The sequence below is a fragment of the Streptomyces sp. GD-15H genome, from assembly GCF_045291515.1.
In the GTDB taxonomy this organism is placed as follows: Bacteria; Actinomycetota; Actinomycetes; order Streptomycetales; family Streptomycetaceae; genus Streptomyces.
In genome coordinates this window covers 1,448,494-1,465,605 of sequence record NZ_CP149447.1, presented here as the reverse complement: position 1 = coordinate 1,465,605, position 17,112 = coordinate 1,448,494, and the positions used below count along the sequence as shown (strand labels likewise).

Sequence of the window (17,112 nt, the reverse complement as noted above, 5' to 3'; positions counted from 1 at the left end):
TGAACGGGGCGAAGGTCGAGACCGAGTGCGTCTTCGACCGCCTGGCGGCCGCGGACCTCTCGGCGGCCTACGCCATCTTGGTACCCCAGCGGCGGGCCCGCCTGCGGACCGGCCAGGAAGGAGCGCCGCAGCATGACGAGCGCGGCGATCTACGCCCGGGTCTCCTCGGCCCGGCAACGACAGGACCAGACGATTGCCTCCCAGACGGCGGCGCTGCGCGCGCACGCCGCGAAGCTGCATCTTGAGCTGCCCGAGGAATGGGTCTTCGAGGACGAGGGCCACTCCGGAGCGACCCTGGTGCGTCCCGGACTGGAGCGGCTGCGGGACCTGGTCGCGCAGGTGGAGGTGGACGTGGTGCTGTGCTACGCCCCGGACCGCCTCGCCCGCAAGTTCGCCTACCAGGCGTTGCTGATCGAGGAGTTCGCCCGCGTCGGCACGAGGGTGGAGTTCGTGCGCGGCCCACGCGGCGATACCCCCGAGGACCAGCTACTGGTGCAGTTTCAGGGCATGTTCGCCGAGTACGAGAAGGCCCAGCTGATGGAGCGCTACCGGCGCGGGAAGGCCTACCGGGCCCGCACCGGGTCCCTCAACGTGCTGTCCGGGGCCCCGTTCGGCTACCGCTACCGGCGCAAGAGCCCCGAGTGCGGGGCGAGCTATGAGATCGTCGAGAGCGAGGCGGCACTGGTGGCCGAGCTGTTCCGCCGCTACACCGACGAGGGCACCTCCATCGCGGAGTTGACCCGCTGGCTGAGTGCCACCGGCACCCGCACCCGCACCGGCAAGAAGCGCTGGGACCACAGCGTGGTCTGGGGCATGCTGAAGAATCCCGCCTACGCAGGGCAGGCCGTCTTCGGCAAGACCCAGGCCCTCCACGAGCCGACGGCCCTCAATCGCCGGGCCCCCCTGGAAGGCCGCACCACCCCGCGCGCCGTCAAGGCCGTGGACCGCCCGCGCGAGGAGTGGATCACCATCCCCGTCCCCGCCATCGTCAGCCGCGCCACGTTCGACCGGGCCGCGCAGCGGCTGCAGGACAACAAGCGGTTCGCCTCCCGCAACAGCAGGGTCCCCTCCCTGCTGCAGGGCATGATCGCCTGCGCGAGCTGCGGATACGGCTACTACCGCAGCCACACCACGACGACCGCCAAGAACAAGATCTACTACTACCGGTGCCTGGGCTTGGACGACTACCGGTACGAGGGCGGCCGCGTCTGCGCCAGCAAGCCGGTCCGCGCCGATTACCTCGATGCGGTCGTCTGGGACCACATCACCGGCTTGCTCGCCGACCCGGCGCTGATCCGCGCCGAGATCGACCAGCGCCTGACGCAGGTCCGCGCCGGCGACCTGGCCACCCGCCAGCACGCCCGCCTGGAAAACGCGCTGGCCAAGGCCACCACCGCGATCACCCGCATGATCGAAGCCTTCCAGGAACAGCTGATCACCATCGACGAGCTGCGGGCCCGGATGCCCGGCCTGCGGGCCCGCGAGGCCAACCTCCGCCGTCAGCTCGACGCCCTTCAAGCCCAACTCGCCGACCGTGACGCCTACCTGAAGCTCGCGGACGATCTGGAAGGCTTTCTTGCCCAGCTCCGCCACAACGCGGCCACCGCCGGCATCGAAGAGCGCCAGCGCGTCCTGCGGCTGCTGGTCCAGGACGTCCTGATCGGACCCGAGAAGATCACCATCCGCCACCGGATCCCCATTCGCGAGCCCGGCCCCACCAGCCGGCACCACGACCGCGACTCCGACACGGAGGGTGACCGCGGCCCGAGTTATCTATTGCGTTGGGGGCGTTGACGCTCCTATAGTTGTCAACTCGTTGCGGGGGTCGTCTGTGGAGCGGGTCGAATCAGGTGGTAGACCTCACGGATGACGTAGCGCTTGAGGCAGCGGATGATCTCCCGCTTCGTCTTGCCCTCGGCGGTGCGCCGGGCGACGTAGTCGATCGTGGGCTGGTGGAAGCGCATGCGGACGATGACGGTGCGATAGATCGCGGCGTTGAGCTGCCGGTGGCCGCCGCGGTTGATGCGGTGCCTGCCGCCGGTCATGCCGGAGCCGGTGGGCACGGGAGCGATGCCCGCGAGCTTGGCGAGGGCGGCCTCGGACTTGATGCGTTCGGGGTTGTCGCCGGCCACGACGAGGATCTCCGCAGCGGTGTCCACGCCGATGCCGAACGGTTCGAGCAGCTGTGGGGCGGCACGGTGAACCAGATCAGCGATCATTTTCGTCAGGTCCTTGGCCTCGGCGTCGAGGTACTGCCACCGCTTGGCCAGCGTGCGCAGAGCATGACGCAGTGCGTCCTCGGGGCCCTCCAGTTGCCGGGGACGCAGGCCCGCCAGATGCCGGGCCAGGGAGATCTGTGTTTTGCCTGCGGTCTCGTTCCGCAGGGGATCGGGGGCGTGGACAAGCATCGCTTTCATGGTGACCATCGCCGCTGTGCGCTGTTCGACGGCCTGGTCGTGGGCGATCTTGAGTTGACGGATCATCTCGGCTTCGCCGTCGGCACTCTTGGGGGTGGCCGTCGCGAAGCCGGCCAGGACGGCTCGGGCGGCGTTCTCGGCATCCAGGGTGTCGGACTTGCCGTCCATCCGCCGCAGCCGTCGGTCCGGGCGGCCGGCCTCGACCACCTTGTGCCCGGCCCGGCGAAGGAACGAAGCCAAAGTGGCGCCGTAGGAGCCGGTCCCCTCGACCCCGAACGCCAGGACACTGCCGAACGAGGTTGCCCAGTCCAGTAGTTGCCGGAAGCCGCCGGTGTCGGTGGGAATCGTCAGAGTCGCCAGGATCCCACCGATCGTGTCCATCACCGCTGCGACGTGCACGTGCTTGTGTGTATCGACGCCGATCACGACGTGCCCGGACCTGTGCTGCTGGTTGGTGTTCACCAGGTTCCTCCCGGTCGGTAGCGTGGGTGCACGCTGTCGCCGGCCGGACGGACAGGACTGTCACGGGGACGCTTTGACGAGTTGGCTCCAGGCTCCTATCAGGTCACGTCCGTCCGGCGGCAGCGCTCGCTGCGTGCCCGGCCGGACGGTCGACAGATCAACGCCAGGACACCCGCAGGGTCGGTCGTAAGCAAGAGTCAGACCGTCGCGGCCGGGACTACCCGATCCTTGCGGGATCCGGTACGAAGAGACTGACAGTCGTACGAGTCGCCGCGTGAGCCGACCGAGGCCACGGCGGCCTCATCGGCGAGGCGTCCGGTGGAGCGCGGGGCACGGTATTGCACGCCGCGGTCGGAGTGATGGATCAGCCCGGCCAGGTCCGCGCCGCCGCGCCGGCGGCGCCAGACGGCCATGTCCAGGGCCTCCCGGGCGAGATCGGTGTAGAGGCTGGTGGCGACCTGCCGGCCGACCACCATGCGGGAGAACACGTCGCTGACGAACGCGGCGTACACCCAGCCGGAGAAGGTGCGGATGTAGGTGAGGTCGGCCACCCACAGCTGGTTCGGCCCGCTCGCGGTGAACTCGCGTTTGACCAGGTCGGCGGGGCGGCCGGTCTCGGGAGCGGGCCTGGTGGTGCGCGGTCCCCTGGCCCTGCTCACGCCGCGCAGGCCGGCCTCGCGCATGAGCCGCTCCACGGTGCAGCGGGCCACGTTCCGGCCGGCCCTGCGCAGCGCGGCATGGATCTTCCGGGCGCCGTAGACGCCGTAGTGGGCGGCGTGGAGCACGCGTCTCTCCTCGGTGAGCCGCGCATCGTGCAGGCTGCGGGCACTGGGCGGTCTGCTGGTGGCGGCGTAGTAGGTGCTCGGCGCGATCTCGGCGTCGGTGCCCTTCAGGGCCTCGCAGCTCGGCTGGCCGCCGAACTCCTGTTTGTGCCGGTCGATGTAGGCGACCTTCAGCGCAGTGGGCGGGCCAGCTCCGCGGCGAAGAAAGCCGAGGCGGACGTCAGGAGGGCGTTGGCCCGGCGTAGTTCCTTGTTCTCGCGTTCCAGCTCGGCGATCCGGGCGGCGTCGGCGCTGGTGGTGCCCTCGCGCAGGCCCTCGTCGGTCTCGGCCCGCTTGGCCCAGGTCCGCAGGGCCTCGGGGTGGACATCGAGCTGTTCGGCGATGCGGCGGATCGCTCCCGTCCGGCCGGCGGGGTCCTTGCGGGCCTCGCCCGCCATCCGCGTCGCGCGCTCACGCAGTTCGTCGGGGTACTTCTTGGGCGCAGCCATGGTCGGCATCCTTCCGGGTCTTCGATGTCTCCATCAAACCCGGGGCGATTCAGTCTGCCCCGGCAGAAGTGGAAGCGGCGCTCGTGCGGAAACGGCGCCCACGGGCCGCGGGTGTTCGACTGGGCGAGGGTTGAGGTCCGGCCCTGGCACCGGGAGGACCGCCGGCACTGGGTGATCGCCCGCCGCAGCGTCAGCCGGCCGACCAGATCTCCTACTACATCGCCTACTGCCCCGCGTCGACCACGCTGGACCAGCTGATCCGCATCGCCGGCTCCCGCTGGGCGATCGAGGAATGCTTCCAGACCGCGAAACAGGAATGCGGCCTGGACGACTACCAGGTCCGCCGCTACGACGGCTGGCACCGCCACATCACCCTCGCCATGGCCGCCCACGCCAGCCTCACCGTCCTGCGGGCACGCGAACTCGAAGGCGGCAAAGCAGAAACGGATCCTCCCAGCTCATACCCCTCACCCTCCCCGAACTCAGACGCCTGATCCACCGACTCGCCCACCGCCGGCCGTCGAGCATGTCCTGCACTGGTCACACTGGCGCCGCCGCAGACAACACCAAGCCCGCACCAGCCACTACAAACGACGCGGCCACACACCACCAGAAACCGAACCACCGTTACAAAAACCGCCGTTGCAGTACTAGAGCGGGCCTGCACGAAGGCCGGCCTCGACAGTCGTGATGCGCGTCTCCTGCGAGGTCACACCAACGCGGTTCTCCTCTTGGAGAAGGAGCAGGTGGTGGCCAAGATCGCTCGGAAGGGAACGGACGTCGAGAGCGTCGCGCGCACAGTTACCTTCGTACGCTGGCTTATCGAAGCAGGCTTTCCTACCGTCCCTCTTCACCCTTGCGATCAGCCGCTGATCGTCGACGGGCACGCTGTCACCTTCTGGACCTACCTGCCGCAGCCCGAGTACCCGGTGGCGGCCGGGCAGCTGGCCGGTCCCCTCAAGGCGCTCCACTCGCTGCCCCCACCCCCGATTGCCCTTGCCGGGCACGACAACATTCGTGCGATCCGCCGCTCTCTCGCCGCAAGCACATGCCTCCCTGCCGCAGCCATCCGATACATGGAGGAGGAGGCAGACCGACTGGAGGGAGAACTGCGAGAAGTCCGTTTCACGCTTGCCCCCGGGTTGATCCAGGGCGACCCACAGCACCGAAACGCGCTGCACACCACCGGCGGATCTGCGGTGCTGTGCGACTGGGACACTGTTGCCCAAGGCCAGCCGGAATGGGACCTTGTCACAGTTGAAGTCCACTGCCGGCGGTTCGGCTACGGCCAAGCCCACTACCAAGCGTTCGCGGACACCTACGGGTGGGACGTCACGAAATGCACTGGATACCCGGTTTTGCGTGACATTCGGGAACTATGCATGATCACCACTAACGCCAGGAAAGTTCGACATGCGCCCGAGTCTTTGAGTGAGATCCAGCGGCGAGTCGACGGGCTAAGAAGGCGGGACGGGCAGCTCCCCTGGAGCATCCTCTAGCCTCGCGCTTTCATGAAGCGGGCTGTCCGACGGGTGGTCAGGTAAGAGAAAAGCGCCTCTGACCAGCAAGAATGAGGATTGTCTAGGTCCTTGTTCCCGCTGAATCCAGAGGCACTTTCCAGGCGAAGAAGCCTACCGGGCCCTACCCCCATGTCCTTGTCCAGAGTGACGGCCGGGCCGTGCTCTCGCAGGCCGGTTCGGTCCTGCTGGTCGAAACTGTCCGCAAGACCGGCCTTGACCAGGCCATATCCGCAGCGCTTGCCCCCTGGCGGAAGCCGCGGGCCGTCCACGACCCGGGCAAGATTCTCCTGGACGCCGCGCTGGCGGTCGCGCTCGGCGGGGACTGCCTTGCCGACATCGCGATGCTGCGGGCCGAGCCGGCCGTGTTCGGACCGGTCGCCTCCGACCCGACGGTCTCCCGCCTCATCGACACCCTCGCCACTGCGGGCGAGAAGGCACTGACCGCCATCCGCACCGCACGTTCCGAAGTCCGCCGACGAGTCTGGGAGTTGGCCGGCAGCCGGGCACCGGACACCGGTGGGCAGGTGATCGTGGACCTGGACGGAGTCCTGGTCGTCGCCCACTCCGACAAGCAAGACGCGGCCCCGACCTGGAAGAAGAGCTACGGCCACCACCCCCTGAGGGGGTTCGTCGACCACGGGCCGGGCGGAACCGGCGAACCCGTCGCCGCTCTGCTCCGCCCCGGGAACGCGGGCTCGAACACCGCCGCCGACCACATCACCACCGCCCGTCTCGCCCTCGCCCAGCTGCCCAAGAGGTACCGGCGCGGACGGCAGACTCTCATCCGCTGCGACTCCGCGGGCATCCGCTGCGACTCCGCGGGCGGCACCCATGAGTTCGTCTCCTGGCTCGCCCGGCGCGGGCGCTGGCTGTCCTACTCCGTTGGCATGGTGATCACCGAAACCATCCACCAGCACGTGCTGAAGATCCCCGAGTCGGCATGGACCCCGGCCGTCGAGACCGGCGGCGAGGTCCGCGACGGGGCCTGGGTCGCCGAACTCACCGGCGACCTGCTCGACGGCTGGCCGAAAGGGATGCGGCTGATCGTCCGCAAGGAACGGCCCCATCCCGGGGCCCAGTTGAGGATCACCGACGCGGACGGCATGCGGATCACCTGTTTCGCCACCAACACCGCCGGCCGTCCCATCGCCGAACTCGAGCTCCGTCACCGGCTGCGGGCCAGGGCCGAAGACCGGATCCGGGCCGCCCGCGCGACCGGCCTGCGCAACCTGCCCCTGCACGACACCGCGCAGAACAAGGTCTGGCTGGAGATCGTCCAGCTCGCGCTCGACCTGCTGGCCTGGATGCCCATGCTCGCTCTGACCGGCAAAGCCCGGCTCTGGGAACCCCGCCGTCTTCGGCTCCGCCTCTTCTCCGCGGCCGCCCAGCTCGTCACGACCGGCCGGCGTCGCATCCTCCGCCTCGCCCGCCACTGGCCATGGACCGGCGAGATCACCGCAGCTCTCGCACGACTCTCTCTCCTGCCGAAGCCCGGCTGACCAGCGACTCTCCGCCCCTACGAGGAGCACCACCCCCACCGGAGCAGTGGAACCCGGCGCCCACCCGACGCGACACTCGGGCTGTCGGCCTGCCCGGCATCAGCCACCGAAAGCGAAACGGTCCGCCGACTCCGTCGGCGGACCGTCAAGAAAGATCGAGGCTAGCGTTCCTCCTGGACCGCTGCTGCCCGTGAGCTGCATCGCCTACGGCAGACATGAAATTCCGGTCTACGGCTGGAACCTCCTCCGAAAGCATGTCAATCTTCAACGTCCCGCAAAGAGATGGTTGCGGGCCGGCAGCGTGCATCGAGAGGCAGTGGAGGGAAAAGGAGGTGGCGCACGGGTGGCTCGGTTTGAGCTCGCCTCGCGTGGCCCCATAAGCGCCACCTCACAGAGCGTTGTAATCCGGAGCTCTCTGACCGGCGTCGGGACGGGCTTTTCTGCTCGGCAGTCGCGCTGCCCTAGGAGGGCGGCCATATATACCATCGAATCGCCGGTTAAGTAAACCGGCGATTCTGAAGACCATGGATCGTGTTCGCGCTGACAGCACCTGGCGGTGGAGTTGGCGGGGACCCGGTGCTGCCAGTCGAACGAGGCCGGGCGCCGGTTCCAGGAGGTCAATGTCCCGCCCAAGCGGCGCTCGTGTTCGTCGAGAACCGCGTCGGTGGGTGACCTCAAACTGAGGCGCCGCTCTGCGCCGTGAACCGAGGAACATCCATGGCGCAAGAAAGTCGTACGCACACCGTCCGTGGCCCGTCGATCAGGGTGCATTGGGTGCCGCGCTCCCTTACTGCGGGTGAACGGCGACGTCTGGCGTTGCTGCTGTTTGGCCCAGATCCCAGTCGGCGTGGTGGCCTAGCGCGATAGGTATTGAGCCGAAACGGTCTGGTTTCCTACTGGATGGTGTAGCGGACGTGGCGGGCATGGAAGTAGCCGCGGACGATGTGGGGCTGGCGCTGGCGGCGATGGAGGAAGCGTCGGGTCTCGCGGGCGAGGTCGTCCACCGAGCGGGCTCGTGAGGCATGCACGTGCCGTTTGACATCTGCGTTGAGGATCTCGTCGGGGTTGAGTTCGGGGCTGTAGCCGGGCATCAGGTGCAGTTCGATCCGCTCCGCGTTGTCGGCGAGCCAGGCGGTCACGGCCTTGCTGCGGTGGACCGGGTGCCGGTCGGCGATCACATGGACCTTGCGGCCGGCCTGGCGGGCGAGCCGGTCCAGGAAGGTGATGAACACCTTCGCGGTGAAGCGGCCGGTGAAGACGGTGAACCACAGGGCGCCGCGCGAGGCGATGGCGGACATGATGTTCACGCGCAGCCGCTTGCCGTTGACCCGGACGACAGGGGTGTCGCCCTTCGGTGCCCAGGATCGGCCGGGCGGGGCGGTGTCCGAGCGCAGCCCACACTGATCCGCCCAGGCCACCACGGCGCCCTCGCTGCGGGCGCGCTCGGCGAGGGCGGGATACTCCTCCTTCAGCCAGGCCGTCACCTTCTCCTGCTTCTGCTGGTAGGCGCGGCGGGCCGGGCGCTGCGGGGTGAACCCGTGGCGGCGCAGCCACTTGCCCACGCCCTGTTCGGTCATGGTGACGCCGACGACCATCCGAATCAGCTCGGCGACCAGCGCCCGGGTCCACAACGGACCGCCGATCAGCAGTTCCTCGGGCGTGTAGTCGGCCATCGCCTGGAACAGCACCACACGGTCCTCGGCACCGATCAACTCGCCGGGTCCGGAGCGGGACTTCGCAGGCGTCGCGAGCGATTCCCGTCCCAGCCGGCGGTACTTGCGCCACCAAGTGCCCACGGAACGCTCCGACACCCCGAACACCTCGGCCGCCTGCCGGTACGTCCGTACCCGCCCCGACTCCAGCGCGGCCACCACCCGCAGCCGCACCACTTCCTGCGCGGCAGGCGCCAGCCGCCGCGCATCTCCCGACTCGATCACGCACACTCAACGCGCGAGGCAACCAGATCGTTTCGGCTCAATATTTGCTTCTAGAGATGGGTGGTTTCTCGCACCGCCTGCACGTTTGTGTCGACCTTTCGACCAGGAGATGGAGGGGATTCCGGAATGCGTAAGGTCGTGCTGCCTAGGCGGTCACGGAAAATTCGCGTCGCCATTTACCTGCGGGTCTCCACGGTAAAGCAGCTCAAGGGGTACGGGCTTGAGGTCCAGCTCGACGAGTGCCTTGCCTGGCTGGACTACAAGCTAGGGAAGGGCTCGTACGTCTATGAGGTCTACACGGACGGAGGCGTCTCGGGGAAGCTGGCGCACCGGCCGGACCTCGATGCCCTGAATGCTGACCTGGCGGCTCTGCGCTACGACCTCGTGATCTTCGGCAAACTCGACCGTATCGGTCGGACCATGCGCGACATTCACCGCTGGGTCTACGACACCACGGACATCGAGGTATTCGGCGGTGTCAAGGTGCGCGTTGCGACCGCAGATGGCCGGATCGACAGCGAAGATGACATGTTCGGCATCCAGCTCAGCCTCTTGGCCTACATGGCAGAGCTGGAACACGCCATGATCCTCGACCGAACGATGGGAGGGCGTGAGAAGAAACTCGCGCAGGGGGGATGGCCTGGAGGTGTCGCTCCTTTCTGGCTGGAGCTCCCAAAGAAGGGTGTGAGCGGGCCCCCCACTCTTCGTGAGAAGGGAGCCCGGTTCCTCGAAGTATCGGCTCGGCTCCTGGCCGATGAGCTGCTCCCTGCCGAAGAAGCAGCCACTGCGCTTAACGCGTTGGGTTATGAGACCGCGCGCGGGCTCCCCTGGACAGGGGCGAACCTCATCCGGACATGGATGCAGACGGCGCTGGACGGATACATCGTCTACCGCAACGTCGAGAGCGGGCGAGGATCCGTGCGCCTTGGCCCTGACGGCAAGCCGCTGTATGGAGAGACTGTTCGCATACCCGTGCCCGTCCCATTGCCGACCTCTCGAGTGCGGGAGGTTAGGAGGGCGCTCGCCCGGCGCTCGTTCACCAAGGAAAACCACAAGGACTACCTCCTGTCTCGGCGTGTTACCGCACTCTGTGGCGCCCACTACGTCGGTGCCCACCGCGAAGCGCGGGGGAGAACCTCTTACCGGTGTTCGGGGCGTCGCTCCGATCCACCCTGTGACTGCCAGGAGATCCTCGCCCGGCCGCTGGAGGACGTCGTTTGGCGCGAGGTGGTGCGCACGCTAGGGGATCCGGAAAAGCTTAGGGCCCTCGCTGAAGAGTGGCTTGGGGACGTGCCCGGAGAAGCGCAGTTGTACGAGGAGCGTCTTGCCGCTCTCGACGAGGAACTGGAGCGAAGCCAGCGCTTGCGGAAGAAGAAGCTTGTCGCCTTGGCCGAAGTCCTGGCCGCGGATGAGAGCGACGATGCCGAGACGGAACTGGAGATTAAGGCGTCCATCGCAGAGGTGAAGGATGAGCTTCAGAGCAAGGAGCGCCGGCTTCGTGATTTAAGGGCGGATGCGGCTGAACGCCTTTTGGAGGTTCAGCAGCGGGAGGAGCGAGTTCACGAGGTCGTCGAGCAGGCCCTTGATGTGACTCCCCGAATCGGTGCTCTGGAATTCGCCGAGAGGTTGGACCTGCTTGATCTTGTCGACATCGAAGTTCGCGTCACCAGCCACGTTCCCGGAATGCTACGAAACGCTGGTTGCTCCTTCGAGGGATGGTTCGAGGAGCGGGGGCTGCTCGTACCCCCGGAGCTGACGGACGATGACTGGCAGCGGGTTGAAGCGTGCTTTCCGGTCCCCAGGAAGAAGACTCGCATCGTTCCGCCTCGGGTGGCGTTCGAGGCATCCCTCTACAAGGTGCGTCATGGGCTGCAGTGGAAGGACCTGCCCGAGGAGGTTCTGCAGGGCCACCGGCCGAACAGCGTCTACCAGCGGGTCCTGGGGTATCTGAAGGACGGCTCCTGGGGAGCCGCGGTGCGCGCGCTGGGCGACTATGAAGGAACGCAGGTGCCGCCGCTGTACGTCCTTCCCGACCTCGACATCACCGGTGCCTTCGATCCAGCCCTCGCAACCCTCCCGGAATCGCCCATGACCTGCGACGATGACGATACGACGTGTGAGGGGGCGGCGGAACGAAAATCAAACAGTTCATGGCGTATCCCGGCGTCTTCTACAGCGACGACGGCCAGATCCTGCGTGCCATGCAGCGGTCCGCCGAGAACGGCGGCCTGATCATGATGCACGCCGAGAACGGCATCGCGATCGACGTACTCGTCGAACAGGCGCTGGCCCGCGGCGAGACGGACCCCCGCTACCACGGCGAGGTCCGCAAGGCCCTGCTGGAGGCCGAGGCCACCCACCGCGCCATCCGGCTCGCCCAGGTCGCCGGCGCCCCGCTGTACGTCGTGCACGTCTCCGCCACGGAGGCGGTCGCCGAACTGACCCGGGCCCGCGACGAGGGCCTGAACGTCTTCGGCGAGACGTGTCCCCAGTACCTCTTCCTGTCGACGGACAACCTCGCCGAGCCGGACTTCGAGGGTGCCAAGTACGTGTGCAGCACGCCCCTGAGGCCGAAGGAACACCAGGCCTCCCTGTGGCGGGGACTGCGCACCAACGACCTCCAGGTGGTCTCCACCGACCACTGCCCCTTCTGCTTCACCGGCCAGAAGGACCTCGGCCGCGGCGACTTCTCCAGGATTCCCAACGGTATGCCGGGCGTGGAGAACCGGATGGACCTGCTCCACCAGGCCGTCGTCGACGGACACCTCACCCGCCGCCGCTGGATCGAGATCGCCTGCGCCACCCCGGCCCGCATGTTCGGCCTGTATCCGAAGAAGGGCACCCTCGCGCCGGGCGCCGACGCCGACGTCGTGATCTACGACCCGCACGCCGAACAGATCATCTCCGCCGCGACCCACCACATGAACGTCGACTACTCGGCGTACGAGGGCAAGCGCGTCACCGGCCGCGTCGAGACCGTCCTCTCGCGAGGCGAACCGGTCATCACCGAGCGGGAGTACACCGGACGCGCCGGGCACGGTGTCTACACCCCGCGTTCCACCTGCCAGTACCTCGACTAGGAGTGGTGCGCATGGACTTCGGACTCGTTCTGCAGACCGACCCGCCGGCCTCGCGGGTGGTCGGCCTGATGCAGCGCGCGGAGCGCAACGGCTTCACGCACGGCTGGACCTTCGACTCCGCCGTGCTGTGGCAGGAACCGTTCGTGATCTACAGCCAGATCCTGGCCCACACCACCGAGCTGAAGGTCGGCCCGATGGTCACCAACCCGGGCACCCGCACCTGGGAGGTCACCGCCTCCACCTTCGCCACCCTCAACGACATGTTCGGCAACCGCACGGTCTGCGGCATCGGCCGCGGCGACTCCGCGATGCGGGTCGCCGGACGCAAGCCCAACACCCTGGCCCGCCTGGGCGAGGCGATCGACGTGATCCGCGGCCTCGCCGAGGGGCGCGAGGCCGAGGTCGACGGGCAGCCGCTGCGGATCCCGTGGGTGAGGAACGGGAAACTGCCCGTCTGGATGGCGGCGTACGGTCCGAAGGCGCTCACCCTCGCCGGACAGAAGGCCGACGGCTTCATCCTCCAGCTCGCCGACCCGTATCTGACCGAGTGGATGGTGAAGGCCGTACGGGCCGCGGCCGCGGAGGCGGGGCGCGACCCCGCCTCCGTCACCGTCTGCGTCGCCGCCCCGGCGTACGTCGGCGACGATCTGGCGCACGCCCGCGAGCAGTGCCGCTGGTTCGGCGGCATGGTCGGCAACCATGTCGCGGACCTGGTCGCACGCTACGGAGAGCACTCGGACCTGGTCCCCGAGGCGCTGACGTCGTACGTCAAGGAACGGCACGGCTACGACTACAGCCACCACGGGCGTGCCGGCAACCCGTCCACGGACTTCGTCACCGACGAGATCGTCGACCGGTTCTGCCTGCTCGGCCCGGCCGAGGCGCACATCGAGAAGCTGAAGGCGCTGCGCGAGCTGGGTGTGGACCAGTTCGCCGTGTACGACATGCACGACGCGCAGGAAACGACGATCGACGCGTACGGCGCGGAGATCATCCCGGCACTCAACCGCTGACCGGCACCTCCGCGGAAGGGCACGCCCATGACCGCGACCGTCCCGCCCCCGCCGTTCGAGAGCCCCGTACCCGGCCCGGCGGGACGCGTCGAGCTCCCGCCGGGCGTCGCGGACCACGGCCGGGCGGTGGGGCCGGCGGCGTCGCTCGTCGTGTACGTCGCGCTGATGGCAGGTCACCGGCGCGTGCGCGCGTACGGCGCCTACCGGGCCGTGCCGAAGTTCTGGGTCCAGTAGGAGCCGGGCTGCGCGAGACCGACACCGATCTCCTCGAACTCGCAGTTGAGTATGTTCTCCTTGTGGCCGGGACTGCTCATCCAGCCGGCCATCACCTGCTCGGGAGTGGAGTAGCCGTAGGCGACGTTCTCGCCGTAGGTGCTCCAGCCGTAGCCTGCGCGTGTGATGCGGTCGGCGGGCGAGGACCCGTCCGAGCCGGTGTGCGACATGTTGCCGCTCGCCGCCATGTCCTCGCTGTGGTTCTGCGCGGCCTCGGTCAGGGTGGCGTTCACCTTCACCGGGGAGCAACCGGCCTTGCCGCGCTCGGTGTTGACGAGTTCCACGACCTTGGCGACGGCTCCGGAGGCCTCGGCGCCGCCCGTCGCGGCGGGGCTCGGAGCACCGGTGGTGGGCTTCGGGGTGGCCGTGGTGGGCTTCGGGGCCGCGGTGGTGGGCTTTGGAGTGGCCGCGGTGGGCTTCGGAGCCGTGGTGCCGGGCTTGGAGGCGGATGCCTCGGGGGCCTTCTTATTCTTATTCTTCTTCTTCTTCGACTTGTGCGTCGGTTCGGCGCTGCTGTGCCGCAGTGCCTCGGCCTTCGAGGCGCCCGCGGTGGCGGTCGGTGTGTGCGACGGCGCCGCCGTGGGCCCGCCGTGCTGCCGGCCGCTCCACCGGTGGTCCCGGTCGGCGTCGTCCCACCTGTCCTCGGCCGCGGCGGGGGCGGCGGTGCCCTGCTGCTGCCGCTGCCCGCTGCCGGGCCAGTCGGTACAGGCCATGGCGACCGAGGGTATGCCTATGACGCCTATGGCGACTGCCGTGACGACCGTCCGCCGGTACCGCTGCTGACGACGATGCTTTCCCATGTGTGACCTCACCCCTGTTGTCCGGAGATTGGTCATTCTTGGGACGGCCCGGCACGGGACGCAAAGGGCCGCTGCACTACTGCGCTTCGTAGGCCTGCGGGGGTCTTGCGGCGGATGGAAGAGCGTGCCGACCTTCTCGCGACGGGCCCCTCGGGACGCCTGCTGCCCCGTCAGGAGCGTTCGTCCCGCGAAAGAACCGCGGCTTCCGGCTCCCCATCGGATCACCACCCACCTCGGCCCGCCCCACGTTCACGGCAAGCCGGATAAATCCCCCATGTCGTCGGAGCGGGTTCTACTAAGCGGCCTGCATAGATCGAGGACGGGCGTGACAGATGTCACGGAATCATGAATTCCGGACTGCTGCCGGAGCCGAGGAGTGCCCGCGGGACGCCGGGCACCGGGCGTAGGCCACCGTGATTCGGACTCCGGGCCGACGCCGGGGTGGACGGGCCGCCCGGCGCGCCGCAAGAGTGGCCGGGTCAGCCCCGCCCCTCCCGCAGCGCCGTCATCGCCTCCTTGGCGGCCTTGATGGCGCCCTTGTTGATCTCGTCCGTGGAGGGCGCCTTCTTCGACTCGAAGTCACTGCCGTTGTACGTCACGACCACCAGCGCGTTGGAGGCGCGGGCCACCACCACGCCCTCGCGGGTCTGCTGCCCGTCCTCGGTGGCGAGGTTCACCACGGAGTACGCTGCGTCACCGAGCCCGGGGACCGCGCCGCCACCGCTCTTGTCCTTCAGCCGTCTCTCGTACGACTGCTCCGCCGCGTCGTCCGACTGCAGCACCTCGAAGGAGACGTCGAGCCAGCGGTACTCGTAGCCCTCGAGCGCGTTCCAGGAACAGGTCCTGCGCAGCTTGGAGTCGGTGGACTTGATCTCCTTGCCGGACGCCTTGGCCCCCGGCACAAGGGACTTGACGGTCTTCTCGGCGACGCTGCCGCAGGGGGCAGGAGCGGCGGTGTACGTCTTGGGCACCGCCGTCGTCGACGGAGCGGAGGCGGACTGGGTTGCCGTCTCCTCGGCCGTTCTCCTCTCCGCTGCCTGCGGCTCGGAGGACGGTCCGGACGACAGGGCCCAGCCCGCCGCGGCGAGGACGATCACCGGGGACAGGCGCGCGGCCAGCGCTATCGGCAGAGGAAAAGAACGCACGTCGCACTTCTCGTGGGGGTCGGTGCGGAAGGGGGTCCGCACAGCGGACGGGACGCCAGTGTCACACGCTTCCCGGTGGGGTGGAAGTGCGAACTCGCTCCGTGGGGGGAGGGTGACGGGTACGTGCCGACAAGGGCGGTGTTTTGCTGTACTTCCCCTGCGTTCAGGCGAATTGCGGCAGCGCGGGACTGCTGGGCGCGGGCCGAGGGCGGTCGCGGTGTTCCCACCGCGACCGCGCGGGGCGTCAGGGGGTCACGGCTTGCGGGCGAGGCCGCCGTGCTCGGCGACGGGCGCGGACTCGGGGGTCTCGGTGTCCGGACGCCACAGGGGGACCGGGACGACACCGGGCTCCAGGAGCTCCAGGCCGTCGAAGAAGGACGTGATCTCGTCCACGGCGCGCAGGTTGTACGGGACGGCGCCGCTCTTGTTGTAGCCGTCCTGGGCCTGCTCGAAGCCCGGGTCGATGCCCCGGGAACCGTCGTTGATGGAGAGGTAGCTGCCGGACGGCAGCGCGTCCATCAGCCGCGTGACGATGGAGCGGGCCTGGTCGTAGTCGGCGATGTGTCCCAGGATGTTGCTGAGGATGAGGGCGGTGGGGCGGCTGAAGTCCAGCGTCTTCGCGGCGGCGGCCAGGACGTGCTCCGGGTCCAGCACGCTGGCGTCGACGTAGGCGGTCGCACCCTCGGGGGCGGAGTAGAGCAGGGCGCGGGCGTGCGCCAGGACCATCGGGTCGTTGTCGACGTAGACGATCCTGCTCTCCGGCGCGATGCGCTGGGCGACCTCATGGGTGTTGTCGGCGGTCGGCAGGCCGGTCCCGATGTCCAGGAACTGCCGGATGCCGGCCTCGGAGACCAGATACGTGATGTTGCGGCGCAGGAAGGCCCGGCTGCTGCGGGCGATGGTGACGATGCCGGGGAAGACGGCGGTGTACGCGTCGCCCGCCTCCTCGTCGACGGGGTAGTTGTCCTTCCCGCCCAGCCAGTAGTTCCAGATCCGGGCCGAATGCGGCACCGAGGTGTCGATCTTCTGGTGCGCAGCGGGTCCGGGCGTCGTCGCAGGGTCGCTCATGGGTACGGTCCGTCTCTCAGCCGAGGCAGGTGTGTTCAGCCAATATGTGTGTTCCACCACAACTTACGTCCCAACAGTGCTGTCGCGCACTTCAGTTCGTATCTCCGGTGGGGCGCGCGGACGGATTCCGCTCGGCGTCGGGACGTCCGCCGTCCGGCCGTCAGCCGTGCAGGGCGAGGTAGGACGTCAGCGCGAACAACGTGAGGACGAGCGCGTACTGCAGGCTGCGGGCGGGCAGTGCGTGGGCGATCCGCCGGCCCAGGAGCACGCCGGCCAGTTCCGGGATGCCGACCAGGGCGGCCAGGGGCCAGTCGAGGGCACCGTGGGCGAGATAGCCCACGGTGCGCCCACCCCGGCGATGACGATCGACTGGGCCTGGGCGGAGGCCAGGGACTCCAGCACGGGTACGCCGAGCGCGGCCGCGGGCCGGTGGCGTTCGCGGTGCCGCACCAGGGCGGCCACCACGGCCACGAGCACACCGAGTACCACCCCGAACGCACGAGCGGACACGAGGGTGTTGAGCAGCATCCGACAGGAGTCCCGGACACGGCCGTGACGGCCAGGGTCCCGGGGGTGCGGCGTGTTTCCGGCTCGCGCAACTGGCCGGAACGGGTGGAGGCCGCGGTGC

The 17,112-nt window shown here is 68.5% G+C and carries 14 protein-coding genes and 2 pseudogenes; 8 read left to right on the top strand and 8 right to left on the bottom strand.

The window, feature by feature from the left end:
* Positions 1–132 precede the first annotated feature (132 nt).
* Complete coding sequence (locus WJ438_RS07150; protein WP_406724452.1) at positions 133–1,794, top strand: recombinase family protein; 1,662 nt, start codon at positions 133–135, stop codon at positions 1,792–1,794.
* Between the two features lie 14 nt (positions 1,795–1,808).
* Here WJ438_RS07150 and WJ438_RS07145 read toward each other — a convergent pair whose 3' ends face one another.
* The 3 genes from WJ438_RS07145 to WJ438_RS07135 form a co-directional block, all read right to left on the bottom strand.
* Positions 1,809–2,879, bottom strand: coding sequence for an IS110 family transposase (locus tag WJ438_RS07145; RefSeq protein ID WP_406724451.1), 1,071 nt, complete (start codon positions 2,877–2,879; stop codon positions 1,809–1,811).
* 197 nt (positions 2,880–3,076) lie between these two features.
* Positions 3,077–3,820, bottom strand: coding sequence for an IS3 family transposase (locus tag WJ438_RS07140; protein ID WP_406729620.1), 744 nt, complete (start codon positions 3,818–3,820; stop codon positions 3,077–3,079).
* An 11-nt stretch (positions 3,821–3,831) separates the two neighbouring features.
* The gene (locus tag WJ438_RS07135) at positions 3,832–4,149 is read right to left on the bottom strand and encodes a transposase (protein WP_406724450.1); all 318 of its coding nucleotides are present in this window, start codon (positions 4,147–4,149) and stop codon (positions 3,832–3,834) included.
* A gap of 54 nt (positions 4,150–4,203) precedes the next feature.
* Between WJ438_RS07135 and WJ438_RS07130 the strand changes: the two are divergent.
* From WJ438_RS07130 to WJ438_RS07120, 3 genes and pseudogenes are all read left to right on the top strand, one after another.
* Positions 4,204–4,643, top strand: a pseudogene (locus WJ438_RS07130) (transposase); the annotation flags it as partial.
* A gap of 42 nt (positions 4,644–4,685) precedes the next feature.
* On the top strand, positions 4,686–5,648 hold the full coding sequence (locus WJ438_RS07125) for a phosphotransferase family protein (protein WP_406729619.1): 963 nt from the start codon (positions 4,686–4,688) through the stop codon (positions 5,646–5,648).
* Positions 5,649–5,827: 179 nt separating this feature from the next.
* On the top strand, positions 5,828–7,168 hold the full coding sequence (locus tag WJ438_RS07120) for an IS1380 family transposase (protein ID WP_406724449.1): 1,341 nt from the start codon (positions 5,828–5,830) through the stop codon (positions 7,166–7,168).
* 893 nt (positions 7,169–8,061) lie between these two features.
* Here WJ438_RS07120 and WJ438_RS07115 read toward each other — a convergent pair.
* On the bottom strand, positions 8,062–9,105 hold the full coding sequence (locus tag WJ438_RS07115; RefSeq protein WP_406724448.1) for an IS630 family transposase: 1,044 nt from the start codon (positions 9,103–9,105) through the stop codon (positions 8,062–8,064).
* Between the two features lie 126 nt (positions 9,106–9,231).
* On the opposite strand from WJ438_RS07115, the gene WJ438_RS07110 reads away from it, so the two are divergent.
* The 4 genes and pseudogenes from WJ438_RS07110 to WJ438_RS07095 all read left to right on the top strand — a co-directional run bounded on the left by WJ438_RS07110 (position 9,232) and on the right by WJ438_RS07095 (position 13,432).
* Positions 9,232–11,337 carry a recombinase family protein gene (locus tag WJ438_RS07110; RefSeq protein ID WP_406724447.1) on the top strand — a complete coding sequence of 702 codons (2,106 nt, stop codon included), beginning with the start codon at positions 9,232–9,234 and terminating at the stop codon, positions 11,335–11,337.
* Positions 11,232–12,185 (top strand): annotated as a pseudogene (locus tag WJ438_RS07105) (amidohydrolase family protein); the annotation flags it as partial. The gene WJ438_RS07110 and the pseudogene WJ438_RS07105, both read left to right, overlap by 106 nt.
* Before the next feature lie 11 nt (positions 12,186–12,196).
* Positions 12,197–13,198: a TIGR03842 family LLM class F420-dependent oxidoreductase gene (locus tag WJ438_RS07100; protein WP_406724446.1), complete on the top strand. Its 1,002-nt coding sequence runs from the start codon at positions 12,197–12,199 to the stop codon at positions 13,196–13,198.
* A 27-nt stretch (positions 13,199–13,225) separates the two neighbouring features.
* Entirely contained in the window at positions 13,226–13,432 is a 207-nt protein-coding gene (locus tag WJ438_RS07095; protein ID WP_406724445.1) for a hypothetical protein, read from the top strand.
* Here the strand turns inward: WJ438_RS07095 and WJ438_RS07090 are convergent.
* The 4 genes from WJ438_RS07090 to WJ438_RS07075 all read right to left on the bottom strand — a co-directional run bounded on the left by WJ438_RS07090 (position 13,399) and on the right by WJ438_RS07075 (position 16,824).
* Positions 13,399–14,271 (bottom strand): CAP domain-containing protein, encoded by an 873-nt coding sequence (locus WJ438_RS07090; protein WP_406724444.1) that lies wholly within the window; start codon positions 14,269–14,271, stop codon positions 13,399–13,401. The genes WJ438_RS07095 and WJ438_RS07090 overlap by 34 nt on opposite strands.
* A 479-nt stretch (positions 14,272–14,750) precedes the next feature.
* Positions 14,751–15,416 (bottom strand): hypothetical protein, encoded by a 666-nt coding sequence (locus WJ438_RS07085; protein WP_406724443.1) that lies wholly within the window; start codon positions 15,414–15,416, stop codon positions 14,751–14,753.
* Between the two features lie 252 nt (positions 15,417–15,668).
* On the bottom strand, positions 15,669–16,484 hold the full coding sequence (locus tag WJ438_RS07080; RefSeq protein ID WP_406724442.1) for an SAM-dependent methyltransferase: 816 nt from the start codon (positions 16,482–16,484) through the stop codon (positions 15,669–15,671).
* Positions 16,485–16,644: 160 nt separating this feature from the next.
* A complete protein-coding gene (locus tag WJ438_RS07075; protein ID WP_406724441.1) occupies positions 16,645–16,824 on the bottom strand; it encodes a TSUP family transporter in 180 nt (59 codons plus the stop codon).
* Positions 16,825–17,112: the final 288 nt, after the last annotated feature.